The 23,034-nt window shown below is 45.4% G+C and carries 22 protein-coding genes and 1 pseudogene; 11 read left to right on the top strand and 12 right to left on the bottom strand.

Annotated features, from left to right (window positions below; translation table 11 throughout):
* Positions 1-20: 20 nt before the first annotated feature.
* The 5 genes and pseudogenes from B2P60_RS07190 to pilG all read right to left on the bottom strand — a co-directional run bounded on the left by B2P60_RS07190 (position 21) and on the right by pilG (position 4,208).
* Positions 21-980 carry a CheR family methyltransferase gene (locus B2P60_RS07190; protein WP_286740264.1) on the bottom strand — a complete coding sequence of 320 codons (960 nt, stop codon included), beginning with the start codon at positions 978-980 and terminating at the stop codon, positions 21-23.
* Positions 981-1,093: 113 nt separating this feature from the next.
* Positions 1,094-2,167: pseudogene (locus tag B2P60_RS07185) on the bottom strand (methyl-accepting chemotaxis protein); the annotation flags it as partial.
* Positions 2,168-2,686: 519 nt separating this feature from the next.
* A complete protein-coding gene (locus B2P60_RS07180) occupies positions 2,687-3,217 on the bottom strand; it encodes a chemotaxis protein CheW (protein WP_193005261.1) in 531 nt (176 codons plus the stop codon).
* A 3-nt stretch (positions 3,218-3,220) separates the two neighbouring features.
* Entirely contained in the window at positions 3,221-3,583 is a 363-nt protein-coding gene (locus B2P60_RS07175; protein WP_193005260.1) for a response regulator, read from the bottom strand.
* Between the two features lie 247 nt (positions 3,584-3,830).
* Positions 3,831-4,208, bottom strand: a complete 378-nt coding sequence (gene pilG / locus B2P60_RS07170) for a twitching motility response regulator PilG (protein WP_045453505.1) — start codon at positions 4,206-4,208, stop codon at positions 3,831-3,833.
* Positions 4,209-4,883: 675 nt separating this feature from the next.
* On the opposite strand from pilG, the gene B2P60_RS07165 reads away from it, so the two are divergent.
* The 7 genes from B2P60_RS07165 (at position 4,884) to B2P60_RS07135 (ending at position 13,825) form a co-directional block, all read left to right on the top strand.
* Complete coding sequence (locus tag B2P60_RS07165) at positions 4,884-6,173, top strand: efflux RND transporter periplasmic adaptor subunit (RefSeq protein ID WP_286740261.1); 1,290 nt, start codon at positions 4,884-4,886, stop codon at positions 6,171-6,173.
* Between the two features lie 299 nt (positions 6,174-6,472).
* Positions 6,473-7,195 (top strand): response regulator transcription factor, encoded by a 723-nt coding sequence (locus tag B2P60_RS07160; protein ID WP_058025471.1) that lies wholly within the window; start codon positions 6,473-6,475, stop codon positions 7,193-7,195.
* 77 nt (positions 7,196-7,272) lie between these two features.
* Complete coding sequence (locus B2P60_RS07155; protein WP_286740260.1) at positions 7,273-9,471, top strand: sensor histidine kinase; 2,199 nt, start codon at positions 7,273-7,275, stop codon at positions 9,469-9,471.
* Between the two features lie 363 nt (positions 9,472-9,834).
* On the top strand, positions 9,835-10,605 hold the full coding sequence (locus B2P60_RS07150) for a methionine ABC transporter ATP-binding protein (protein ID WP_286740258.1): 771 nt from the start codon (positions 9,835-9,837) through the stop codon (positions 10,603-10,605).
* 19 nt (positions 10,606-10,624) lie between these two features.
* Positions 10,625-11,311: a methionine ABC transporter permease gene (locus B2P60_RS07145; RefSeq protein WP_193005256.1), complete on the top strand. Its 687-nt coding sequence runs from the start codon at positions 10,625-10,627 to the stop codon at positions 11,309-11,311.
* A 230-nt stretch (positions 11,312-11,541) separates the two neighbouring features.
* A complete protein-coding gene (locus B2P60_RS07140) occupies positions 11,542-12,495 on the top strand; it encodes a MetQ/NlpA family ABC transporter substrate-binding protein (RefSeq protein WP_193005255.1) in 954 nt (317 codons plus the stop codon).
* 481 nt (positions 12,496-12,976) lie between these two features.
* Positions 12,977-13,825, top strand: coding sequence for an aldo/keto reductase (locus B2P60_RS07135; RefSeq protein WP_286740253.1), 849 nt, complete (start codon positions 12,977-12,979; stop codon positions 13,823-13,825).
* 81 nt (positions 13,826-13,906) lie between these two features.
* Here the strand turns inward: B2P60_RS07135 and ccmE are convergent, their stop codons facing one another.
* The 5 genes from ccmE to ccmA form a co-directional block, all read right to left on the bottom strand.
* Positions 13,907-14,407, bottom strand: a complete 501-nt coding sequence (gene ccmE, locus B2P60_RS07130) for a cytochrome c maturation protein CcmE (protein WP_193005253.1) — start codon at positions 14,405-14,407, stop codon at positions 13,907-13,909.
* Positions 14,408-14,649: 242 nt separating this feature from the next.
* Positions 14,650-14,871, bottom strand: coding sequence for a heme exporter protein CcmD (gene ccmD / locus B2P60_RS07125; protein ID WP_193005252.1), 222 nt, complete (start codon positions 14,869-14,871; stop codon positions 14,650-14,652).
* 16 nt (positions 14,872-14,887) lie between these two features.
* The gene (gene ccmC, locus B2P60_RS07120; protein WP_198333832.1) at positions 14,888-15,676 is read right to left on the bottom strand and encodes a heme ABC transporter permease CcmC; all 789 of its coding nucleotides are present in this window, start codon (positions 15,674-15,676) and stop codon (positions 14,888-14,890) included.
* A 199-nt stretch (positions 15,677-15,875) separates the two neighbouring features.
* Positions 15,876-16,613, bottom strand: a complete 738-nt coding sequence (locus B2P60_RS07115; RefSeq protein ID WP_286740247.1) for a heme exporter protein CcmB — start codon at positions 16,611-16,613, stop codon at positions 15,876-15,878.
* Positions 16,614-16,673: 60 nt separating this feature from the next.
* The gene (gene ccmA, locus B2P60_RS07110) at positions 16,674-17,303 is read right to left on the bottom strand and encodes a heme ABC exporter ATP-binding protein CcmA (protein WP_286740245.1); all 630 of its coding nucleotides are present in this window, start codon (positions 17,301-17,303) and stop codon (positions 16,674-16,676) included.
* Between the two features lie 133 nt (positions 17,304-17,436).
* Between ccmA and B2P60_RS07105 the strand changes: the two genes are divergently transcribed.
* The 4 genes from B2P60_RS07105 to B2P60_RS07090 all read left to right on the top strand — a co-directional run bounded on the left by B2P60_RS07105 (position 17,437) and on the right by B2P60_RS07090 (position 20,700).
* Positions 17,437-18,534, top strand: coding sequence for a hypothetical protein (locus B2P60_RS07105; protein ID WP_286740244.1), 1,098 nt, complete (start codon positions 17,437-17,439; stop codon positions 18,532-18,534).
* A gap of 56 nt (positions 18,535-18,590) precedes the next feature.
* Positions 18,591-19,406 (top strand): YbjN domain-containing protein, encoded by an 816-nt coding sequence (locus B2P60_RS07100; protein WP_286740243.1) that lies wholly within the window; start codon positions 18,591-18,593, stop codon positions 19,404-19,406.
* A 115-nt stretch (positions 19,407-19,521) separates the two neighbouring features.
* A complete protein-coding gene (locus B2P60_RS07095) occupies positions 19,522-20,439 on the top strand; it encodes a histone deacetylase family protein (RefSeq protein WP_286740242.1) in 918 nt (305 codons plus the stop codon).
* A gap of 54 nt (positions 20,440-20,493) precedes the next feature.
* Positions 20,494-20,700, top strand: coding sequence for a DUF2905 domain-containing protein (locus B2P60_RS07090; protein ID WP_286740241.1), 207 nt, complete (start codon positions 20,494-20,496; stop codon positions 20,698-20,700).
* Positions 20,701-20,727: 27 nt separating this feature from the next.
* Here the strand turns inward: B2P60_RS07090 and B2P60_RS07085 are convergent, their stop codons facing one another.
* Positions 20,728-21,513, bottom strand: a complete 786-nt coding sequence (locus tag B2P60_RS07085) for a sulfite exporter TauE/SafE family protein (RefSeq protein WP_286740238.1) — start codon at positions 21,511-21,513, stop codon at positions 20,728-20,730.
* 48 nt (positions 21,514-21,561) lie between these two features.
* The gene (coaBC, locus tag B2P60_RS07080; protein ID WP_286740236.1) at positions 21,562-22,953 is read right to left on the bottom strand and encodes a bifunctional phosphopantothenoylcysteine decarboxylase/phosphopantothenate--cysteine ligase CoaBC; all 1,392 of its coding nucleotides are present in this window, start codon (positions 22,951-22,953) and stop codon (positions 21,562-21,564) included.
* Positions 22,954-23,034 lie beyond the last annotated feature (81 nt).

Raw genomic sequence — 23,034 nt, 5'->3', positions numbered from 1 at the left:
TAACTCGTTTAGGCACTAATTTAGGCGTGGATTTTTTGCCACACATTAACCTGTGGGTGCGCAATACGGCGCATATTCGAAGGACGCCAAAACAACGCCTCACCTGGAGCCAATATAATATATCCACCTAACGCACACTGTTCTGATAGTCTCGCTAGAATATCGCGCTGATCAAACTTACGAAAATATAGCAGCATATTTTGACAGATGATCACATGCTGAAGATGCGACGTGGGTGGTTTTTTCTCAATAATGTTGTGTAAAGCGAAACTAACGCGCTGTTGCAATATTGGCGCAATCTGCCAGTCTGCGTGCGTACTGTTTGTCGCTTTTTTTACAGCAGATAAACCATAAAAATTTGACTGATGCGCCTCACTCTTATCTCGCAATGGCTGAACAAACTGCTGGCAACGGGCGGGAATTAAGAGCTGCTGCCGCTTATCATACTGCCCCAGTCGTGCCTGTAAAATGGCTTGTTGGCTGACATCAGTACCCAATATCACATAGTTTTTCAATGGCTCCGCTGCCAAGCTCATAGCGAGCGACCACGTTTCCTGCCCACTTGCACAACCAACGCTCCAAATACGAAATAACTCACTAGAGCCATTGTCACTACTACGGTCGGAGGCCGTCAATTGATGCTGCCGCGCATACTTTGTGACAAATTCTATAGACGGCATGTGGCGAAAGAAACGACTTTCATGGATCAGCACTTTATCTAACAACTGCTGACGTAACATAGTATTGTTTGGCAGTTGATGCCATAAACTATTAGCTGTCAGTCCATGCGTTAATGCCGTACGGTCAATCGCATTTATCAACCACTGCAGCTGGACATCTGGTAGAACAAAGCCAATTTCTTGCTCTATGTACCGTTGCCACTGCTGCACATCAAGACTGTCTTCCTGCCTAACGTCTGTGACCAAAGGATTCTTGCCTGACTGAATGGGATCGCCATCTGGTTGAGTAAAATTATTCACATCACCTGCTATGATTTTTGCTGCACGTCATCACGGCTCGTACAGCGTTTTAATGCACATATTAATAAAAGACGATAAACCGTTCAGTACTGACTTAGCACTGAGCGTTATTATCAAGCGCTTTCTGACAACGTATTTTCCGTACTTATCATGTCACTGTCTAACAACTCATCGTCATTCGTTACTTTAAAGCCTGTCACTGACTCTTGTAGCGCTGCCGCCATCTCGCTCAGCTCACCAATAGAACGCGCTGTTGCCATCGTCCCAGATGAGGTTTGTGAGGTAATGTCTTGGATAATATTCATAGTGTGCGAGATGTGTCCAGCAGATTCAGCCTGCTGCATGGCTGCATTTGAGATGTTTTGAATCAAATCAGCCAACGTGTTAGAAACACTCTGTACCTCTTCTAGTGCTTCACCAGCATCCTTCGCCAAACGCGCCCCACGTACGACTTCAGAGGTCGTGGACTCCATTGACATAACCGCTTCATTGGTATCTGCCTGAATGGTTTTTACCAGTGTTTCAATCTGTTTGGTGGCATTAGCAGAGCGCTCAGCAAGGCGTTGGACCTCATCGGCAACAACCGCAAAGCCTCGACCAGCTTCGCCCGCCATCGATGCCTGAATAGCAGCATTCAATGCCAGCACGTTGGTCTGGTCGGCAATGTCATTAATCAAACCAACGATGTCACCAATTTCTTGCGAAGACTCACCAAGACGCTTGATACGTTTGGACGTCTCTTGAATCTGATCACGAATAACGTTCATGCCCTCAATAGAGCGCTGTACAACCGCCGCCCCATTGTGCGAGATAGCCACTGAACGCTGGGCAACCGTCGCAGACTCTGACGCGTTGTTTGAAACTTGGTCAATCGAGACAGTCATCTCATTAATAGCCGCTGACACACCCGCAATTTCTTGTGCTTGATGCTCAGAGGCTTCAGCCAGTTCAACCGCATTCATCTGTGTTTGCTCTGAGGACTGCGAAACGCGGGCAGCCGTGTTATTAATAACCAGTACTAACTGACGCAACTGATCAATCGCAAAGTTCACTGAGTCAGCAATGGCCCCTGTAAAATCTTCTGATACCGTGGCATTAACCGTTAGATCCCCTTCTGCCAAATCCCCCAATTCATCAAGTAAACGTAGAATGGCTATCTGGTTACGCTCGTTTTCTTCTTGAATCTGACGGGCGCGCTCAGACTCTGCCTCTGCTTCTTGACGACGGCGTAGGGTTTCTTTTTCAATCAGTAATCGCTCGGACCCACCACGCTGCTTAAGCAGCTGATACAGAGTAAACAGAATCCCTAGCACCCCGATGGCAAATACAACCGCCGGTAAAACAACAGATTGGTTAAAATCGGCTAAGTACTGGCTCACTGACGATAACGAATTTACCAGCCAAATCAAACAGACCACACTCACTAGAACAAAAAATCCTAATAACAGTTTCCAAGTGTTATTAGCCTCTTTGCCATCTGCTGTTTTTTTGGTCGTACCAGCGACAGGTTTTTTTATAACATCACTCATAGTGCGTTTCCTTTCAAACAATCGTCAAAGTCTTCTCGTGACTGACTTTGACAATCTTACTGTTATAAAAGCAGCAGTGATTAGCAAAGCCTGTATGAATGCTGACATCCAACCGTATCATGTCATTCGCTATTATTTAGTCATTGTTCTAACAGCTACGTACTCTGTTATCGACAGCTATATTGCAGCATCGGTGTACTGCACATCTTGGGCGAGCAAGCTTGGCATAAAGACATACCAATCCTGCTCATTTTTAACAAACTTTCCATGATTATAGGGGGCAAAGGGCGAACTAGGCTCAATCGCTTCTGCTCGGTACTGGTCCCGAGTAAACTGCTCAATACCAATGACTTGATCGACCAACAGTCCTGAAAACAGATTGTCCTGATCGATGACAATGACTTTTCGTTGGCTCATTTGCGTTAAGCGGCTAGGAACCTGTAAAAACTGAGACAAGTCCGTTATTGGTAATAGGCGTCCACGAATATTGGCAATGCCTAACATCCAGGGTTTTACTAAAGGCAAGCTTGTGTACTCCGGCATGGCCAACACTTCTGATATCTGACCCATCGGAGCAACCAGTCGCTGTCCGCCAATCTCAAATACCACACCTTGCCAGTCATACTCTTGTCCACCGCGTCGTCCACTTTTACGGGCGCGGGCCAAATCTGCTAAACGCAGAAGCTCAATAAATCCCCTGGATGCCACAAGCTACTCCATTACTTTGCGAATGATATTAACCAATCCATTTTCATCAACTGGCTTAGCCATGTACTCTTTAGCGCCTTGACGCTTGCCCCAAACCCTATCTGTTTCTTGATTTTTGGTACTGATCATAATCACAGGAATGTGGGCTGTGGTTTCACCACGAGTGATTTTACGAGTGGCCTGAAAACCATTCATCTCTGGCATAACCACATCCATTAGGATGACATCTGGTAGATGATCCACGGCCATCTGACAGCCTTGCTCACCATTTGTCGCCTCTAATACTGTAAAATTATGTCGAGCAAGCATGTCGCGAAATTTCGCCATTTCAGATGGCGAGTCGTCAATGACTAAAACAGTAGTCATAAGAATTCCCTTTTTTCGAAAATACCCCAGAGGATATATTTTTATATTATTGAAACAACCCAAGTAAAATGACTCGTCAAACATGAATGACAAAGAGACTTTCTTAAAGGTTGTGATGAAACGTTGAGCAATTATTTGTAAATACTCATAAACCCAAATGCCTAGGCCATATCGCCTAACCTGTAAAGTTTACCGAAATCTCACAGATTGTTCAGCCTGAATTTAATCACACATTTACTTATTTGTCCTAGCGGTACTGGTTAATTGCCTCAAACAGCTCATCTTTACTAAATGGCTTCGTCAAATACTCATCAGAACCAACGATACGGCCCCGCGCTTTATCAAACAAGCCATCTTTAGACGACAACATAATCACGGGCTTACTGGCATAATCTGGGTTGTTTTTTATCAACGCACAAGTCTGATAGCCATCTAAACGCGGCATCATAATATCGACAAAAATAATATCTGGGTTGTTATCAACAATCTTTGCTAACGCATCAAAACCGTCAATCGCGGTCACTACTTCACAACCCGCTTTTTGCAATAGGGTTTCTGCGGTACGGCGAATGGTTTTTGAGTCATCAATCACCATCACTTTTAAACCATCAAAATTATTTTCCATTATCACTGTCCTATAAACGACTATTGATTCGTAATGCTACCGATCAATACAAACTTTTAACGGTTTTTTTACCTCGTCATATCACGTGTTCTTCACGTGATACGGCCGTCTAAATTTGTATTGCCATGTGTTATGACAGTGAATCTGTCATCTGTCAATCTCTGCCTGTCAAACAGGGCATCAACATGGGTTACTATACGCACTTTCTGATTGATAAATTTGCTAAATTGAGCCCTACTCGGCGTTTTTTGCCCGAACTATTTCGCTTTTTTGAGCGCCCATTACCTCAGTGTTGGTAACGCGCGCTCAGAGAACAGTCATACATAAGTCATCGATAGCGCTCTCAATTTCTAAAACCATCAACCGCATGATATTTCTGCATTATATAGAAACGATAATCACATTGCTGGATAATTTTATTTTGTAATAAAAGTGTATCAATAGAATTTGTTATGTTCGTTTTAGCACAGTTATTGACCCTTTTCCAGTCATTAACAAATAAATGTTCACACTAGCCAGTAACATAAAAATGGTTGTTACTCGCGAGCGCAATGATTTTGGCTATTTATTAGTAATTAAAACCTCAATCTTGGTAATTATCGTAAGTATTGGGCAATTGTTTCACCTCGATACAATTCACTATATAATAAAATAACGATTCTTACGGTGACGGCTATGACTGCTTCTAAACTTTTAAAAAACAGCACCTATTTACTCAGTGCTTTCTTGCTTGCCGCCTGTCAGCCATCGCCGCCTACTGATGAACCCGTGACTTCCACAGACAGTGCCGCAGTCGATACGCCAATTGTCATTACTAATGATAGCGTGACCATGACACCAGAGCACATATTGAGTATTAAGCCGTCACGCTATCAGCCTAGTGTGGGACTGCAAGGTCGTATCGAACCCATCAAACAAACCAAGTTTACAGCCGCACACCCTATCAACGTCAAAGAAATACTGATCAGTGAGGGACAATGGGTAGAAAAAGAGACGCCTTTGCTCATTGTTCGACGTTTGGAGAGCGGTAACACAGGAGTGCACTCAGAGCGTACAGCAGGCAACGCACCGCTAGAAACCGAGAACTCGCCTCAAGAAAATACATTGGCTAATAACATCGACGGTCCCAAAGGCGCAAAGCTGGCAGACAAACAAGAAAAAGAGGCCCACTCCCGCCCTGAGCAAGCCACTACTGATGACAATGATAATAAGACAGGCATAAAAAACAGCGTGACCGATGGCAGTGAGCCATCAAAAGCGCCGTCAACCATCGATAACGCAAACGTCGACTCTAGCGATAGAACGGTAAATAGTAGCAAAGGTGCGACGAGCAGACCCTCTCACTATAAATTGGTCACGGTGCGGGCCAGTTTTTCAGGGCGTGTAGAAGAATTATATGTGAAGGCGGGACAAAATATAGACGCTGGCACCCCTCTATTACAGCTTAGCGACGAGACGAAATTGTACTTTATTGCTACCCTACCTATTCAAGCGGAACCTCAGCTTTCGGTTGGTCAGACGGTCAACTTTACCGCTGAAGGTGTGTCAGACAAGTTTACGGGACAGGTCAGTAAGCTGACAGCGACCAGTCAGCCTAAAAAACTCTTAGTCTACGTCGATGTGATTGAAAATCAGAAAAATCATGACAAGCTGTTACCAAATATGAAGGTCACAGGGCGAGTTAATTATGGTCAAATAGATGTGGGTACGATTGTACCCAAACGCGCCCTTCATGATGTCGACTTAACAGAACTACAAAAGCCGCCCTACAAGCCGCTGAGACCTTTGACGGCGAACGTCTGGGTTATTGGCCAAGATCAGCGCTTGAAGCGCCGAGCTATTGAAGTGGTTGAATATAATCCCACGACAAACCAGTATTTAATTGCGGGTATCAGTAATGACAGCTTAATTTGTTTGGCAGACTTACCCATTGATTCTGAAGGCAAAAAAGTCATTGTTTCATAGCGATAAACATCGACAGTTACATTGTGTAGAAACATTAACAAAGGCTCTCTTGTTTTGTAACAGCGTAATTAGGCACTATGCCCGTATGATATATAGCATATACTGAGTATTGGAACCGTTTGTACTTTATGACTGTCGGTCTTAGTAGTCTGAAAACAGGTTTGCAGATTGCGAGAGTGAGTATAAATGAGTAAATAATGTCAATGCTTGAGCCGCTAATATAGTGATGTGCTTGTCTGATTAACACATCAAGCGCACAAGACTTTTGGCAAACTATAACAACAACGAGAGGACAACCCATGAGCAAACAGATTTTATTAATTGAAGATGATCCAGATTTGGCTGAGTTGATCAGTGACTACCTGACAATGAATTATTATGATGTCCATCATGCAGGACTTGGTCAAGAAGGGCTTGATTTACTAGACACCAAAGAGCGTGACATTGATTTGGTCGTGCTTGATTTGATGTTGCCTGATATGGACGGCATGCAAGTGTGTCAAAAAATTCGCGGCAATAAAAACAACATGACCAATAAAGTGCCGATTATCATGTTGACTGCGAAAGGGGATACAACGGATCGCGTACTCGGTCTTGAGATGGGCGCTGATGATTATATTGCTAAGCCCTTTGAGCCACGTGAGCTTTTGGCTCGTATTCGCGCGGTTATTCGTCGGCACGAGCAGCCCAATCAAGCAGACAGCCAGTCAGACAGCTTAACGTTTGGGCGTTTGAGCGTCTTCCCTGACAGCCATGAAGTCACTATCGACGATGAACCAGTACGTTTGACGACGCATCAGTTCCAACTTTTGCATTACTTTGCTACCCATTCTGGTAAAGTGTTAAATCGTGAGCAGCTTTGGCAAGCCATGCCCAATGATGACAGCTCAGACAACATTGATCGCGCGATTGACGTGCATATTTCACGTCTGCGCGCGTTGATTGAAGACAACCCACGCCAGCCAAAACGTATTATTACCGTACGCGGCGTTGGGTATCAGTTTGCCACCGATCAGGTTTGATCCCACAAAGTAGCCAACCCAGTGGTATGAGACAAACCTGTGAGCCGACGTAAACGCTTAAAAACAGAGACTATTTAATGCAGCAGTTGGGATTTCGCTCCGTATTTGCCAAGCTATTTGCCAGTGTCATGCTGGCACTTATCTTATTTGCAGTCGCGATGGTGCTATTGACTCAACTGGTGCATGACAAAGATGCAGGCATACGCTCAGAAATACTGGCCACACAGATTTTGGGACAAATTGACCCATTTTTGCATGAGCTTAATGTCTCTGTTAGTAAGGACAATCGATTACAGTCACGCTTTATGCTGGCTGTGGTCAAAAAAAGCTTTGATATCTTTGATGAGTCTCTACAAGCAAAGATGGGCTTATACAACAATGATGGCCGGTTGCTGATGCAAACAGACAATAGCGATTTACCGCTAGAGCTGCCAGCGCCCCCATCGCTGCTATCACGCGTTTTCCCCTCATTTTCTGATGTCTCCCCTACCAAGCAAGTCCAAGTCTATAGCAGCACTGGCTATACCCTGTTGTATGAATCACGCTTACCACCTAAAAAGCCGGTACTCTCGGCTGCGTTGAATTTATTCACGGGTACGCTACTGCTGCTACTCATAATGGCAGGCGTACTGTGGTGGATTGCTCGTACCATCACGTGGCGCATCAATCAGATGAGCCAACAGATGACGCAACTGGGCGATGGTGATTTTACGGTACGCGTTAATGCCCGCGGTAATGATGAAATCGCCTCATTAGCCCGCGGTTTTAACCAAGCAGCACAAAAGATCGAACATCTTATCGATGCCAATAACTTACTACTAGCGCACGCTTCTCATGAGCTGCGTACGCCCATTACGCGTATCCGTTTACAGATTGAGATGATGGATATGCTGGCGGGCGCTCTACCTTCTGATACTAAAGCGAAATTTGATAAGCGCGCCCACGCAATTAATCGCGACTTATCAGGACTCAATGACTTGGTGGAGAGTATCCTACTGGTGAGCCGTTTAGATGCTGGTCATGCGTTGCAGCAAGTTGAACGCTTGGACTTGTATGATCTAGTCAATCAAGAACGTCAGCACTACCCTGAAGCCACCCTGATTGGTGAACATATTGTCATTGATGGTCAGTCATCCATGTTGACCCATTTGATTCGCAATTTATTAACCAATGCGATGCTCCATGGCAAACCGCCAGTCACGGTATTGCTATACGGTGTGCAAACGGCTGAGGAAGCCGGCACCATTCCTGATTATCTATTGCAAACGGTGCTATCTAGTAGCTTTGTCGATTATAATAGCTCTGACTTTGAAACGTATGACGAGCAAACTGAACAACTTGATAACAACGAAGAGGCGCCACAAAGCCCGAAAAATTCAAACGACGCGTCCCATACAGATAAAGTCAAATCTGAAGCAGCAGAACCAATAGCCACACTGCCAGCTCCGCCTATTTATAAAAATGGTGAAAGCGTTGCTGTTGATAGCGATACTCATGCAGAGGTTAGCCTAGATACGGATGCTAACAGCGAGAGCCTTGAGAATGGGACGGGATTAACAGAAACCCATGCTCCTAGTACTCACGATGAGCACTCTGACTTAAACGCTGCTGTCACCTCAAGCACTGCTGCCACAAGTACGAGTGACTCCCCCCGTCCCAATAGTGACTCATCATTGGTGGTTACCCATCACAGCTTTACCAGTGATTTGACTGACAGAATTAAAAAGGTTATTTGGAAGGCGGTTCCTGACTCTGCCCTGTCTTCTACCGCTGCCAACCATACTGAAAATGCGGCTCATAGCGAGGAAGCGCCTAAGTCTACAGAGGGAATAATAAGTAGGAGCGTCAAGGCGCAAAAAAGTGGTGAAGCGCCAAAAGCAGATAAAGAAGCTGTTTCTGCAACTGGCGCTAAAAAGGACAGCAAAGACACCGCGCAAAATGATAGTGAAACAACGAGTACACCCCGCAAAGAAGGACTGTTTGCCAAACACATGAAGAAAGCGAAAGCCGAACCTGTACGTCCTTTACCAAAATATGCGGTACTGGCAGTGATTGATGAAGGCACTGGTATTCCTGAAGACAAGCGCGAAGAGGTGTTTAGCCCATTTGTGCGCTTGCAGCAAAAAAACAAAGGCTCGGGGCTCGGCTTGTCCTTGGTTTCGCAAATCGTCACCGCCCATCAAGGGCGTATTATCACCGATACGCTAAATGGTCATACGAGATTTTTAGTCGTTATACCAGTCAAACATGACCCACACCATACCCAGCACGATTAATCAGCTACCTACAAGTCAACTCTCTTCTATGCATCCGCTACAGCGTCATCTCACTTGAGGTGCGGCGTATATAATCCATGTTTGCTTTCTTTATCAAGATTATTTAGATTCGACCACACCCAATGAGCGTTTCTTTTTATACTGACATTGCCTTCTCTACTCTTTAAACTCCCTTTCACTAATTGCTATTAGTCATAAGCGGGTCACGGATGCGCATATCCAAAGCGCTCGATAATATGCTATATTAGCGCCCCTTATTATAGGGTTGTTGACTGTGGTTTTTTAATGCGCCTCTGACACGCTAAGAGACGCATAACAACACACTCATAACTATTAAAAAAATTATTGAATTTTGAGCCCTCCATGAATGACATGATTGTCTTAAACGATGTGACCAAAAGTTTTTTAAGCGACCGATCAATCAAAAACGAAAATGGCAAACCGCATTGGTTTACCGCTGTTGAGCCAACGTCTTTGTCGATCCAACAAGGCGAGATTTTTGGCCTAATGGGGTATTCGGGTGCTGGTAAGTCGACTTTGTTACGTCTGATTAATATGCTTGAGCGCCCAGATTCTGGTCAAGTCATTATCGATGGCACCGATTTGACCACCTTGTCTGCCAGTGAGCTACGTATTGCTCGGCACAATATCGGCATGATTTTTCAGCAGTTTAACCTGATGTCGAACCGTACTGTCTTTGACAATGTGGCTTTTAACTTAACGGTGTCAGGCTATCCTAGTCGCGATATTCACAAACGAGTCATGGATTGTCTTGAGATTGTCGATTTAACCGATCGTGCTGGCCATTATCCTGCCCAGCTATCAGGCGGGCAAAAACAGCGCGTTGGTATTGCTCGAGCGATTGCCCCGAGTCCAAAAGTACTATTGGCCGATGAACCAACCAGCGCCCTTGATCCTGCGACCACCCGCAGTTTGTTGACTTGCTTACGTGATATTAATGAACAGCTTGGCGTGACCATTGTGATTGTGACTCATGAGATGAGCGTCATTCGTCGTCTCTGTGATCGCGCAGCATTATTGCATCAAGGACAGCTATTAGAAGTGGCAGAGGTAAGAGACGGTCTGATTCAAGCAACCACCCCGATTGGCAAAGGCCTAGTCGTTGAGGACTAATGAGGCAGGAGAAATAGATATGTTAACTGGTACTGAATTATCCGCCTCGATAGACAAGCTGTTTGCACTACGCAAAGAGATTGCAAATGCGTTTATTGACACGTTCATCATGCTCGGCATCTCAACGACGGTCGCTATTGTCATTGGCGGCCTGTTTGGCGTCTTCTTATTTTTATCCAGTGACCGCCAGTTTTTGCAAAATAAAACCTTGTACGGTGTGCTGGGTGGCATCACCAACTTTATGCGTGCTTTCCCCTTTGTCATTTTGATGATCGCCATGAGTCCTTTTACCAAAGCCATTGTTGGCACTGGTATCGGGCCTATCGCAGCCTCTTTAGTGTTGGCAATCGCTGGTTCATTTTATTTTGCCCGCTTAGTGGAACAAAACTTGCGTGAAGTGCCACGTGGTATTATCGAAGCGACTGAGTCTATGGGCGCGCGTCCCTTTACTATCATCAAAGTTCTACTGAATGAAGCACGCTCAGGCCTGATATTATCAGTGACGATTCTGTGTATCAGTCTGCTGTCTTATTCAGCAGCGGCTGGTATGATTGGCGGTGGTGGTTTGGGTGATTTGGCGATTCGTTACGGCTATTATCGTTATCAAACTGAGGTAATGATTTTTATCGTTATTGTACTGTCAATAATGGTCATTGCGATTCAAGCCACTGGCAATTGGATGGCCAATCGCTTGGATAAACGCTAAAAGTCCTATCAGTACAAAGTGAGAAGCGGCATTGAGCTGTCCTTATTATGAATAATACTTAGGGTTTAATGCCGATTCATCCTAAGTAAAACGCTTGACTTTGTTACTGTGACCCTTTAATTTTGTTACTAACTTAACACCCCTTAACTGAGCAGCATTACTATCTATAATGTTGCTTTTTTAATCGTCATATCTCCCCTCTATTCTCTGTCTCTTATTAAGGAAGTTCCATGAAATTAACAGATATCAGCCGTCAGTTAGCGACTGCATTTGCTGCTGTTGGCGTATCAAGCTTGGTTTTGGTTGGTTGCAACAACTCATCAGCACCAGAAGCCACCAAAGAACCGGTTACCAATGGCACAACTGCAGAAACTGCCGCTAGCGATATTGATCCTGAGCATACAAAAATCGTCATCGGTACTACCGAAGGTGACTTTGCCGATATGGTACGTAACCAAGTGAAAAGCTCGCTTGAAGCGCAGGGCTATGAAGTTGAATTGGTGGCCTTTACAGACTACGTTCGCCCTAACCTTGCGTTGGCTGAAGGCGACTTAGACATTAATATTTTCCAGCATAAGCCCTACCTTGATACCTTCAAAAAAGAAAACAACCTTGATCTAGTCGAAGTGTTCCAAGTGCCAACCGCACCCCTAGGTATCTACTCAGGCAAAAAGAGCAGCTTAGACGAAGCCTATAAAGGTATGAGCGTCTCTGCACCAAACGACCCAAGTAACTTTGCCCGCGCCCTTGTGATGATGGATGATCTTGGTTGGATTACGCTAAAAGACAACATCGACCCGTTGACTGCGTCAAAAACTGACATCGCTGATAACAGCAAATATGATATCGACATCGTTGAATTGGAAGCGGCGCAACTACCACGTGCTCGTGATGAAGTGGATTTCGCGGTTATCAATGGTAACTATGCCACAGACGCGGGTATCGAGCTGACTGAAGCGCTATTCCAAGAGCCAAGTTTTGCTTACGTTAACTGGTCAGCGATTAAGTCTGCTGATCAAGGCAAAAAATGGGTCGAAGATGTGACTAACGCTTATAACTCAGAAGCCTTTAAGAAATATGCTCACGAGACTTTCCCAGGGTATAAATATCCAAAAATCTGGGGCACAGATCACAGCGCCAACACTGATGCCGCTACTGCACCTGTAGAAGCCACTGCTCAGTAAGGTTTTAGTTCAAATTTACTGATCTCATGATAGTTACAAACGTCCATTGCTTCACGTGATGGGCGTTTTTTATGGGGCCAAATTTTGTATTCCTGCTTCTGTTAACTGCCTGTCTCATCATTTTTCCATTACCAAAAATGACGTTACAGCCTGTTTGTCCTTTGTAGGAAACCGTCAACCACCCTTTCTCTTTGTCTTAGTTAGGCCTATAGTGGATGAGCTAAATAGAAGCGCAGCCAAATTGAGCGCTACTATGACTGGCTACTATTATAGTCGGTTCACTTTAAAAATGTGACAGTTCTACTGGTATGAATTTTATGAAGCCTCTGTCACGCTTGCGAACAGCCAGCGAGGGAAATTTATATCAGTAGAACACCATTAACGGATGGTCCACTTTTATTCTGAACTGACTACACTGATAGTTAAAACCAGTTTTTGATTCGAAAAGAAATCAAAATCATAAAAACATAAGGATAATAATATGACTACTAAAACTTATAATATTCGTACCGCTGGCCAAGCAAATATCCCCGTACTGGGGCTGGGTACTTGGCAGTCGACTGGTCAGGACTGCGTTGATGTCGTTAAAAAAGCATTAGAGATGGGCTACGAGCATATTGACACTGCCCAAGCGTATGACAATGAAAAAGAAGTCGGCCAAGGTATTAAACAGTCAGGGGTCTCTCGTGACAAGTTCTTTTTAACCACAAAGATTTTTCCTGATGATATGAAGTTTCAACCGGAGAAGTTGGCGGCAGCGGCTAAGCGTTCTCTAGAGAACCTAGATACCGACTATGTAGATCTTTTGCTATTACACTGGCCCGATGATCGCGTGCCATTGTCTGAAACTATGCCTGCATTGTGCGAGCTACAAAAACAAGGGTTAACGCGCCATATCGGTGTCTCTAATTTTAATATCGCCAATATTATCGAAGCAAAAAAACATGCAGACGTGCCAATTGTGGTGAACCAAGTTGAATTTCATCCCTTCATTAAGCAAAATACGTTACAAACTTTCTTAAACAACCATCATATTTTATTAGAAGCGTATTCACCTCTGGCACGTGGTGACGTGTTTGACAATGACATCATCAAAGAGATTGCTGATAAACACAAAGTAACCCCAGCTCAGATATCACTGGCGTGGATTTTGTCGGATAAACACCGTGTTGCTATTCCAAAAACCTCTAACCCTGATCACCTGCAGGGTAATCTTGACGCTGTTAATGTTGAGTTGAGTGCAGAAGAGCTAGATAAAATTGGCGGGTTGGCGCGCTCGGATGGCCGCAAGATTGAACATCCTGACTATAGCCCTGTATGGGATGACTAATAGCTAACTGCGATATAATACCATTAAAAAAGGCCACCGATGAGTCGGTGGCCTTTTCGTATTTAGATAAACAATCTGATACTACTGTTGCAGCGTTTGAGTCTCGTGAATTTTTTCAGCGGGATTATATTGCTCAGAAGGGGGAACTGCACCACTGCGATTGTTTTCTTTCATTGATTTGGCGACCTCAGGTGGCATATAGTTTTCATCATGCTTGGCCAATACTTCTCCTGCGACAAAGGTATCACCCTGCATTTTACCCGTGGCAACGACGCCTGAATTTTCAGCAAACAAGTCAGGCAAAATCCCTTGATAAGTCACGGGTACTGTCGATTGAAAATCAGTAATAGCAAACTCAACGTTCAGAGGATTGTCTGCTGCGCGCTGGACACTACCTGCCACGACCATACCACCAGCACGGATACGCTTGTCTTGTGGCGCTTCGCCTTGCGCAATGGCCGTAGCGTCAAAGTAGTAGTCGGTTTGTTGCCCAATGGCATAAATCACCAACACCACGGCTATCGCCGCGCCTGCAAGCGTAAACATAACCCACATCAGTTTTTTGCGCCGAACTGCGTTCATACCACTACCTCATTGATGAGTCCCTATTTTACAAATCACTCATCTGCAAAATAGAAAATATTAAAGAAACTACCATTAGAAAAACTTTTTAGGAATGTCTTTCTAATCGTACTCTTCTAATGGCTATATGATAGCATTTTTCGGACAAATCAATAAGTCCCATAGCCATTTATGAGGTGACACTGCTACAAATAAGACAAGGCAATTTTATGTGCTAAATCTATGATATTGAGTTAATTTTACTAACGAGAACGCTTGGTGACAGGCGTCGATGGTTTAGCAGTGCGCTGCGCTTGACGCGCCTGCTGGATAGTGAGCTGTTTGATAAGCGCTTGTCGCTGTCTGCGGCTATAAACAATAAAAGCCAGCATCATGCCAACCGTAATGGCCCAGCATGACCACACAAACACCCCATGCTCACCCATGGCGATAAACTCAGAGACGCTATAAAAATAGGGCTGCATAATATTTTCCTAGCCGTTATTTATGTTGACCACGGATGTACTCTTTCACCCACGCTTTACCTTGGTCACGCGACAAAATTAAGGTATTGGTACGATAAATTGCCAATGTCGCGACCAGTAAATAGCTGCCAATAATCATTAGTAATAATGGCATCCACATGTCTGCCGACATTTTTGGGGCAGCGGTTAAAGTAAAAGTCGCGCCTTGATGCAAGGTATTCCACCACTCTACTGAGTACTTGATAATAGGGAGATTCACCGCGCCAACAATCGATAAAATGGCCGCTGCTTTACCACGATTGGCGGTATGTTCAAAAGCGGCAAACAGTGCCATGACACCCGCATATAAAAATGCCAAAATCAGCATGGACGTCAAACGCGCATCCCATACCCAATAAGTACCCCAAGTTGGTTTTGCCCAAATGGAGCCGGTTAGCAAACTGATGACACACAGCAAAAACCCCATCGGCGCCAGTGCTTGTGCGACCAGGCTGGCCGTCTTAATCTTCCAAACTAAATAGATGACGCCTAATACGGCAAGCGCAAAATAGATAGAGATAGCAAGACTGGCTGCTGGAACGTGGATAAAAATAATACGATAGCTATTGCCCTGCAAGTAATCAGGCGGCGCAAAAGCGAGTCCCCACACACTACCGAGCAGCAGACACATACCAGCTAGTATCGCTAACCACTTCACCCAAGGCGCAAAAATACGAAAGAACTGCTTGGTACCCACAGTGGTCAAAAAGCCTTGCCAAATGCGTTGCCACAGGCTAGGAGATGAGACATTATTCAGGTTGGGCATGGGAATAAACCTATTGCGCAGCTTATGGCGGCAGGTGCGGCCCATCATGGACACTACTACCTGCTAACCTGCTGGCGTTAAACACTGGATAGAATCTACAAGGGATGTTTTATGTATTTGCTTGGCTATTATAGCAAAATTGCCAGTTTTCACCATGCTGTTAATACAAAGGGGTTTAATAAAACAGCTGACGTACGGTTTAATTAAGCCACGCCATTTTTAAGGTCAACGCAATCACCCACGGCATGACCAAGACTGACACAATACTACCTGCCAATAACAAGGCCAATATAGGCAAACCATTAAGACCGGTGGCGAACAAATCAACCGCACCCGTCGCAAAAATCAATACGGGCAGTTGCATAGGCAACGCAATCAAAGGCACCAGCACCGCGCCATTTTTTAATGACAACGTCAAACTACTAGCAACCGCTGATAGCATCAAGAGCATTGGGCTACCCGTCACGATAGAAGCCATCAGTATCCACGCCTCAAACCAACTGAGTTGGAATAAAGGGACGGCGAGCAAACTTAATGCTGCCACAATACCACTACTAAATATCCAGTGAATCGCTAAGCGAATCAATACCCATAACGGTAGTGACGCTTTGGCGACGACCAATTGCGCCAGTGTGCCATTATCAAGGGCAGGCTTAAACAACCCATCGACCCCCATCACGAGCGATAGCAGAGCGGCGATCCACACAGCGGATACCCCAAGTCGCTGCAATAATGCAGGCTCACTGCCAACCGCTAACGGAAACAAAGTAATAATCACCAAAAACAGGACCAAAGGATACAGCCACTGCACGGCCCCTTGTTGCTTGACTTGCCATTCGCGCCGCCATAACTGCGTAAAGCTAATACCACGCGCTGTGACTTCGAGAGTGTGTGAGCTTTTATTCATCGTTTGTATCGTACTGTCTGTCTGTGACATTATTTATTTTTCCGCTTATGCTCATTGCACTTATATTATAGTCGACACAAAATACCGTGCCTAAACCATGTAATCCGACAAATCGAGCACTTGATTGGCCACACCGACCGCTTGATGACTGGTCATTAGTATCGCCCCACCCGCATTGGCAAAGTCGCGTAGCCTATCTTCCATCCGTGCCACCATATCGACATCAAGAGCGGTAAAAGGCTCGTCAAGTAACCATAACGGTGTTACATCAGGCGTCAATAAATATAACCGCGCCAGAGTGATACGGCGGGTTTGGCCAGCAGATAAATGGCTTGAGCTGAGGGTTTCAAACCCTTGCAACCCCACCCAAGTAAGCGCCTCATTAATGTCAGTAGCACTTGGTGCGAGACCGTATAAATTGAGCAAAAATGTTAGATTTTGTGCAACAGTGAGATTGGGGTGAATGCCCAGTTGATGCGACACATATAACGGCTGAATGGGCAAGGTTGCCGCTCCTTGGTAAACCACCTCACCTGTCAGTACTGGCAGTAGTCCAGCCAGCTGCATCAGTAGCGTCGTCTTACCCGTACCATTTGCACCGATCAGATGACAAATGCTACCAGCAGACAAATGGAGCGTGACCGCTTCACACAGCGGGATTTCACCACGCTGAACCGTCAGCTCATCAAGCACAAGTAAGGGGGTAGCCAAAGCCGTCATCAAAACCTCTCGTTATTTATCAAGCGGCAGTCAATATTCATCACAAACACATACGCTGTTCATGGCATAATACTTTATGCTTACTACAAACACACAGTATAACAAATTGTCGATTACTATGACCTCAAAACCTATGCAGACTTCAAAAGATAGCCAAAACCAAATACCCAAAGTAGATACTGAAAAGGCAGACCTTGCAAACAGCCACTCTCAAGCAAGCTTAGCAGATACAAGCTTAACCATAGACCGCTTGATCGACGCCCAAGTTGCTTTTATGCAGGAGTGGTTACGTAAGCAAGCGGAACCTTTGAGTGTGGAGGCTTGGCAATGGTTTGGCGAGCAGCCGTTAAATAAATATGTAAGCCGCGACCATTTGAAACACTTGGTGAATGACTGGCTACTGAATCAGCCAATCAGTGACGTGGTGCGCACCGATATTCGCGATATTTTGCATACCGTTATTTATCACCCCGTCAATGACAACGTGCCATTGTCTGAGTTGGTCGATGACACGCAGGTTGAAACCCTTGCCAATTATGTAGGTAGCCACGAGCAGCAGCGCAATGTCTTAATCCATACGCTGGTCGGCAATGAAACCTTTGCCGACTTGCTGACACAAACGCTGTACCACGCCATCAATGACTTTATGGAAACCACGCTCGATAAAGCAGGCGGCGTTGGTAAGCTAATGAAACTTGGGCGCAGCTCTTTTGAAAAGGCCACTAACAGAAATCTTGATGAAAAGTTGCAGGCGTATTTGCACCGCAATATTAAGGATTTAGCGCGTAGAGCAGAAACCAATGCGCAAGAACACTTATCAAATGAAGAGGTCGCGCGACTATTGGTCACGGGGTGGGCGCGGATCAAAGAGCAGCCTATCAGCCATCTACAAACTTATTTGCGCGATGACCCTGATAACAGCAGTATCCATCATATTGAAGCCAGTATTCAGCAAAGCTATAACCGCCTGCGCATGTCGCCTTACTTACATAGCCTCGTGGCAGCCAGTATCGATACTTGGTATGGTAATCATCAAGCAGATACTATGGCTACCATCGCCGCAAGCTTACACATTGATGAGCAGGCCATGACGCAACTTAGTACAGCGCTATTGCCTATAGTACAGGATATGCTTGACAGTTCGTGGTTTACGGCACATATTCGTGAGATGCTACAGGCGTTTTATAACCAGCCCGCTATCAAAGAGAGTTTAATGACTAATAGCGAGTAACTGACCGTTTTAAGGTATATCAGTCTTTAATACTATTTATTTGTCAGAACAATATTATGAGCCAACGTAATACACTCAGCTTATGGCAAAAACTCAAACGGTTACTGACTGCCTCAGCGCCGACGTCTGTTGCTGATGGTGGAGATAAGCCACCACAGTTATCATCAAATAACACCGATACGACTCACTCAGACACTGATGGCCAAAAAAATAGTGAGACAGGTAGCGATAATAAAAGCACCTTTGACGGCAATGCCGGGACTGGCTCTGCCACTGATGCTAAAAATAACAGCCAGTCCTTTGAAAGTGACGGCTCTAAGCGTACGGAACATCGCCAGCACAGCGACACCCCCATCGTCGATACCCTAAAACAGTACTTCAGCAGCAAACAGTGGCACTACACTCACTATCGACCCAAAACCAATGACCACCAGCAATCGCATCATTTATCATTAAGGATGCGTCATAAACAACTAAACTGCGGCTACTTGTTTCGCGTTCAAGAGAAAAACAAACTGTTAGCCGTTTATGGGATCTTGCCGTTTTTGATACCAGAGAGTCATCAAAACGCCGCGATGCTACTGATCACGCAAATCAATTACGACATGCTGATCGGCAGTCTAGAAATGGATGTCAATGATGGCGAGATACGCTACAAAAATGCCATCGATGTTGAAGTAGTCGGCATTAATGACGTCACGATTGAACACTTACTACAAAGCGTGATCGCCATGACCACGGTCGCTCATGAGTTATTTTTTAATTTGGTGAATCATCAAGATCCTGCCGAAGATTTACAAACACTGATGTTGGAGCTACGCCAACAGGTAGATTCGCGCACGTTCTTTTTGCCAACTCAGTTCGTTCAATAAAGTCTGGCTTAAAATACGTATCAGCCACTTTTATACTGTCTTATCAACCCCTGACGCATCAGTCTCTTATTGTCCAAACGCTCAAACACCTCTAAAACAGAAGTCTTGTAAAACTATGCTAAAAATTGCCTACTCTGACATTTTTCGTTACTCGGTACCTGAAAAACACCGCTTCCCTATGCAAAAGTACACCATGATTCCTGAGCGTCTAGTGGCAGAAGGTACGATCAGTACCGATAACTTTTTTGCCCCTGACCGCCTAAGTGAAGAGGAGATCTTGTCCACGCATACGGCAGACTACTGGCAGCAACTAAAAACCCAAACGCTACCAAGAAAAGAAGCGCGAGCCATTGGCTTTGAGATGACGCCAGCGCTGGTAGAGCGCGGCCGTTATATTGCCCACGCAACTTATGAATGTGCGCTGTATGCGCAGCAATATGGCGTGGCAATGAATGTCGCGGGCGGTACGCACCATGCCTTTGCCGACCATGGCGAAGGGTTTTGTGTCTTCAATGATGTGTGCATCGCTAGCAATTTGTTACTAAATCGCGGACAGGCGCAAAGGATTTTGATTATTGATTTGGATGTCCATCAAGGCAATGGGAACGCCAGTATCATGGCGGATGAATCGCGCGTTTTTGTCTTTAGTATGCATGGTGGCAAAAACTACCCGTTCCGTAAGCAAAAATCAGACTTAGACATTGAGTTAGATAACGAGACGGGTGATAAGGAATACTTACAGATTTTGACAGGCACACTACCGCGCTTAATCAGTGAATTTGGGCCAGACATGATATTTTATCAATCCGCTGTCGATGTGCTCGCGACGGACAAATTGGGAAAACTGGCACTGACCCTAGACGGTTGCAAAGCCCGTGATGAGTACGTGTTGCGTCAAGCGAAATCTGCCAACATTCCTGTCGCTATCGTGATGGGAGGCGGTTACTCAGAAGACATCGAAGATGTGGTAGAGGCGCATTGCAATACGTTTCGTTTGGCACAGCAGATTTATTTTGGTGAGATGGCGGGTTAGTACGGGGGCTTAACCTCTGACGAATGAATGTATAACGTCATAAGGCAGATTTATATGGCAAAAATATTGATAGGATTGGGCATTGTGCTGGTTATTATCGGGGTGATTTGGCTGTGGTTTCCAAGTGCGTTTTCGTGGCTAGGTAACCTGCCAGGCGATATCAAACACACTTCAGGCAACACGCGGATTTACTTTCCTGTGGTCACCATGATAGTGATCAGTGTCGTTGCGACTATCATATTGAATTTATTTAATCGTTAACTGTCCTTTTAATCGTTAACTGTCTTCTTATGACAAAATCGCCGCCATCCCTTGCCAGCCAACACGGATACCAAGCACGGTTAAAATCAATAAAATAAGCTGACGAAAGCGTGCTTGCGGTAAATAACGGCGCAAACGAATACCGATTAACAGAGTGACGATAGACAGCATACTCAGTAGCGCAATCAGTTGCCATTCGCCATGACTCAGGGCCATGATAGGCTCACGTAAGACGATGATTTGGGCGACTTTGCCCAAAAAGTAGCACAGGTTACCGACTTTGGCGATGGTATTTTTATCATCACTTGCAGACAATAAGTACATCATCAGTATGGTCGACATGGCATTGGTCGCCCCGCCAACGACGCCCGCGCTAAAGCCAACGATAACTAGCACAGGTTTGGTATCAGGTAAGCGAATCTGCTTACCCAGTAAGCTGCTCATCACATAAAAACCAATGACCGCAGCCAATACCAAGAGGATATAAGCGCTATCTACCCATAACAATAGCTTGGCGCCCAAAACACTACCGAGTAAGCTGGTTAAAGCAAGCAACCAATAGCGTCTGCCGTAATAAGTGAAGTTTTGCCAAATCGTGCGACCGCCACCCGCCAGCCATGTCATCACATTGAGTAATATTGATGGAAAAATGACTAAGACAATGGCATGCGGTAGCGGATACATGCTGACAAGCGCGGTGGTCGTCACCAAGGTCACACCCAGTCCGCTAATGCCATGCAGCAGTGACGCCAGCGCAAAGATCGCAAGTAACAATAACGTCTGTGTGCTATCGCTACCGGCTAGGTCGGTCATGTTTTTCGCACCATTCTAGGCTGACGGCCTATATCCATAACGACACAACTAGCCATTTTGACGATGCCAGATTGTCTCACCAATGATGCTAGCCAATTGCTCAGCAATCTTATCCTTGCTGGTTTTTTCCAGTGTGATCGCCTCACGCTCGTAACGCTCAGAGAAAAACACTTGCATGGCGTTGTCATTACTGGCAAAACCAATGTCTTTGCGCGAAACGTCATTACAAGCAATCAAGTCTAAGTTTTTAGATGCAAGTTTACCACGAGCATAGTGCTCGACGTCTTGCGTCTCTGCGGCAAATCCAACGACAAATAGGGCGGGATGAGCAAGCGAAATAGTCGCCAAAATATCGGGGTTTTTGACCAAACTGAGCGTCATAGACTCTTGCGTTTTTTTGATTTTTTGGGGGGCTGCCTCTTCGGTGCGATAGTCAGCCACGGCTGCCGTCGCAATAAATATATCAGCGGCACGCGTGTTATCATCGGTGACAGCTGCATGATGTCTATGTTGCTCTTTATGCTCATCGTTTTGCTGCTCATAATGATTGTCACCGCAATCACAGTCACCATGATGATGTTCATGGTCGTGAGCATGATCGTGCGCCTCTTCAGACAAGAGCGATAGCGCGCTATGTGTGCCATCCACGCATTGCTGTGCCGCGAGCAACATCTCTTTGGCAGACAACACGTCGATGCGTGTGACATTAAGTGGTGTAGGTAGGGTTACTTTACCGCCAGCAATTAAAACAACCTCTGCCCCTGCCGCCACACAAGCGCGCGCTAACGCGAAGCCCATTTTTCCAGTCGAGTGATTGGACAAATAGCGCACGGGATCAATGGCTTCAACTGTCGCGCCTGCGGTAATGACGACCCTTTTTCCTGCCAGCAGTTGCGGCGTGGTTTGCATGGCATTAAATAACAGTATCTCGGCCAATAGTTGCTCAGGCTCCGGTAGTCGCCCCGCGCCCACATCACCACAGGCTTGCTCACCACTTGCAGGCTGGATAATCTGATAATTCATATCACGCAAGGTTTGGACGTTCAGATTCACCGCTGGATGCGCCCACATCTGCTGATTCATCGCGGGTGCAATAACAACGGGGGCCGCCGTGGCTAGGCAAACGGTGGTCAATAAGTCATCTGCCATCCCCATCGCGAGTCGGGCGAGCGTATTGGCGGATGCGGGCGCAATAACGATTAAATCTGCCCATTTAGCCAGTTCAATATGCCCCATTCCTGCTTCAGCTTGCTCATCGAGTAGTGAGATATGCACCTCATTACCAGTCAAGGCTTGCAACGTCAAAGGGGTGATAAATGCTTGGGCGCCTGTGGTCATAATGACGCGCACATCAAAGCCCGCCTTGATTAACAAGCGGGCAAAAGTAGCAGATTTATAAGCGGCGATACCGCCAGTGATAGCAAGCACGATATTGGACATAAGCATGGCATCAATAAAAAAGGTGAAAGATAAAATTGCGCTTATAGTAACAATTATGAGATAAATTGGGTAAGATTTTCT

This window comes from Psychrobacter sp. UBA3068, from assembly GCF_002366815.1.
GTDB classification, from domain to species: domain Bacteria; phylum Pseudomonadota; class Gammaproteobacteria; order Pseudomonadales; family Moraxellaceae; genus Psychrobacter; species Psychrobacter namhaensis.
This window is presented reverse-complemented; position numbering and strand designations above follow the sequence as displayed.

Excerpts from the sequence above, each read along its gene's own strand:
- B2P60_RS07165 (WP_286740261.1), top strand. The coding sequence starts at position 4,884 with ATGACTGCTTCTAAACTTTTAAAAAACAGCACCTATTTACTCAGTGCT.
- B2P60_RS07135 (WP_286740253.1), top strand. The coding sequence starts at position 12,977 with ATGACTACTAAAACTTATAATATTCGTACCGCTGGCCAAGCAAATATC.
- coaBC (WP_286740236.1), bottom strand. The coding sequence starts at position 22,953 with ATGTCCAATATCGTGCTTGCTATCACTGGCGGTATCGCCGCTTATAAA.
- ccmD (WP_193005252.1), bottom strand. The coding sequence starts at position 14,871 with ATGCAGCCCTATTTTTATAGCGTCTCTGAGTTTATCGCCATGGGTGAG.
- pilG (WP_045453505.1), bottom strand. The coding sequence starts at position 4,208 with ATGGAAAATAATTTTGATGGTTTAAAAGTGATGGTGATTGATGACTCA.
- ccmA (WP_286740245.1), bottom strand. The coding sequence starts at position 17,303 with ATGACGGCTTTGGCTACCCCCTTACTTGTGCTTGATGAGCTGACGGTT.
- B2P60_RS07150 (WP_286740258.1), top strand. The coding sequence starts at position 9,835 with ATGAATGACATGATTGTCTTAAACGATGTGACCAAAAGTTTTTTAAGC.
- B2P60_RS07115 (WP_286740247.1), bottom strand. The coding sequence starts at position 16,613 with ATGTCACAGACAGACAGTACGATACAAACGATGAATAAAAGCTCACAC.
- ccmE (WP_193005253.1), bottom strand. The coding sequence starts at position 14,407 with ATGAACGCAGTTCGGCGCAAAAAACTGATGTGGGTTATGTTTACGCTT.
- B2P60_RS07160 (WP_058025471.1), top strand. The coding sequence starts at position 6,473 with ATGAGCAAACAGATTTTATTAATTGAAGATGATCCAGATTTGGCTGAG.
- B2P60_RS07085 (WP_286740238.1), bottom strand. The coding sequence starts at position 21,513 with ATGACCGACCTAGCCGGTAGCGATAGCACACAGACGTTATTGTTACTT.
- B2P60_RS07100 (WP_286740243.1), top strand. The coding sequence starts at position 18,591 with ATGAGCCAACGTAATACACTCAGCTTATGGCAAAAACTCAAACGGTTA.
- B2P60_RS07155 (WP_286740260.1), top strand. The coding sequence starts at position 7,273 with ATGCAGCAGTTGGGATTTCGCTCCGTATTTGCCAAGCTATTTGCCAGT.
- B2P60_RS07105 (WP_286740244.1), top strand. The coding sequence starts at position 17,437 with ATGCAGACTTCAAAAGATAGCCAAAACCAAATACCCAAAGTAGATACT.
- B2P60_RS07090 (WP_286740241.1), top strand. The coding sequence starts at position 20,494 with ATGGCAAAAATATTGATAGGATTGGGCATTGTGCTGGTTATTATCGGG.
- B2P60_RS07175 (WP_193005260.1), bottom strand. The coding sequence starts at position 3,583 with ATGACTACTGTTTTAGTCATTGACGACTCGCCATCTGAAATGGCGAAA.
- B2P60_RS07145 (WP_193005256.1), top strand. The coding sequence starts at position 10,625 with ATGTTAACTGGTACTGAATTATCCGCCTCGATAGACAAGCTGTTTGCA.
- B2P60_RS07095 (WP_286740242.1), top strand. The coding sequence starts at position 19,522 with ATGCTAAAAATTGCCTACTCTGACATTTTTCGTTACTCGGTACCTGAA.
- ccmC (WP_198333832.1), bottom strand. The coding sequence starts at position 15,676 with ATGCCCAACCTGAATAATGTCTCATCTCCTAGCCTGTGGCAACGCATT.
- B2P60_RS07140 (WP_193005255.1), top strand. The coding sequence starts at position 11,542 with ATGAAATTAACAGATATCAGCCGTCAGTTAGCGACTGCATTTGCTGCT.